The sequence below is a fragment of the Sporomusa sp. genome (assembly GCF_057736855.1).
Map to the genome: position 1 here is coordinate 1 of NZ_JBYKYF010000288.1, position 1,102 is coordinate 1,102.

Annotated in this window: 1 protein-coding gene; it reads left to right on the top strand. The window is 36.8% G+C overall.

The annotated features are described in order from the left end of the window. A partial coding sequence (locus AC29Z1_RS14765) for an SIR2 family protein (RefSeq protein WP_488272218.1) occupies positions 1-1,032 on the top strand: 1,032 nt, incomplete at its 5' end. Between the last annotated feature and the right edge of the window lie 70 nt (positions 1,033-1,102).

The window sequence follows — 1,102 nt, forward strand, 5'->3', positions numbered from 1 at the left end:
GGTGCCTCGGCAGCTGAAGGCGCACCAGTCCAGAATATGCTATTTAGAAAATATTTTGCAGCTCTTCGGGCTAAGAAAAATTATAGTAATTCTCAACGCGTCAGTGAATTGAGTACCTATTTCAAAGAAATCTTTTTTATTGATGTACTAAATGATGATTTGGATAGTATTCATTTCCCCACATTTGAAGAAGCTATTGGTCTATTGGATCTAGCTGTTCGTAAGCGGCAGTCGTTTAAAGATTTTGATCTGGATAATCTGGCGCAAAACTGTAATAGAATTGGTTTTATCAGACAGTATTTGGTATTACTAATGGCTGAGGTGCTTGAAGATAAGACATCGGTTGTAAAAGGACTTCATCATACTTTGGTGAAACAACTGGATGCGAACGGTTTGTTAAAGGATTTGGTGTTCTTATCGACAAACTATGATATGTTGATTGATCGGGCTCTCGATTCTATGGACAACATCGTTGTAGATTATGGAGTAGATTTTACTAATTATTCAGCACCTGTCTGTTCTCCGGAAAATAATAAGTCAGTTGTTCAGCTTTATAAAGTTCATGGGTCGCTTAACTGGTCTTATTGTCCTACTTGTAATTCCTTAAAATTGATAAAGCGCCAGCAGGAAATCCTTACATTAGACACAAACCCTGTGATGGCTAAGTGCAAGTACTGCCAGTCCATAGAAACTCCTGTCATCGTGCCGCCTACTTATTTTAAAGATATGTCTAATATTTTTTTGAATATTGTCTGGCACAAAGCCGAAACCAGTTTAAAAAATATTACCCATTTGATTTTCTGCGGTTATTCATTTCCTGATGCGGATATGCATATTAAATATTTATTAAAAAGGATTCAAACCAACCGCACGGATAGGCTTAAAATAACGGTCATTAACAATTATCCCGGGAAAAAGCCAGAAACGATAAAAGAGGAAGAGGAACGCTATATGCGTTTTTTGGGATCAGATATCCATTTTTCCAATAGAACTTTTGAAGAGTTTTGCTGGCATCCAGAAGAGTTTGTATAAAAAATAGCCGCCTGGTGGCAGCTATTTTTTTCGAGTAATTACGAGTAATTTTATAAGCTAATCGACAATC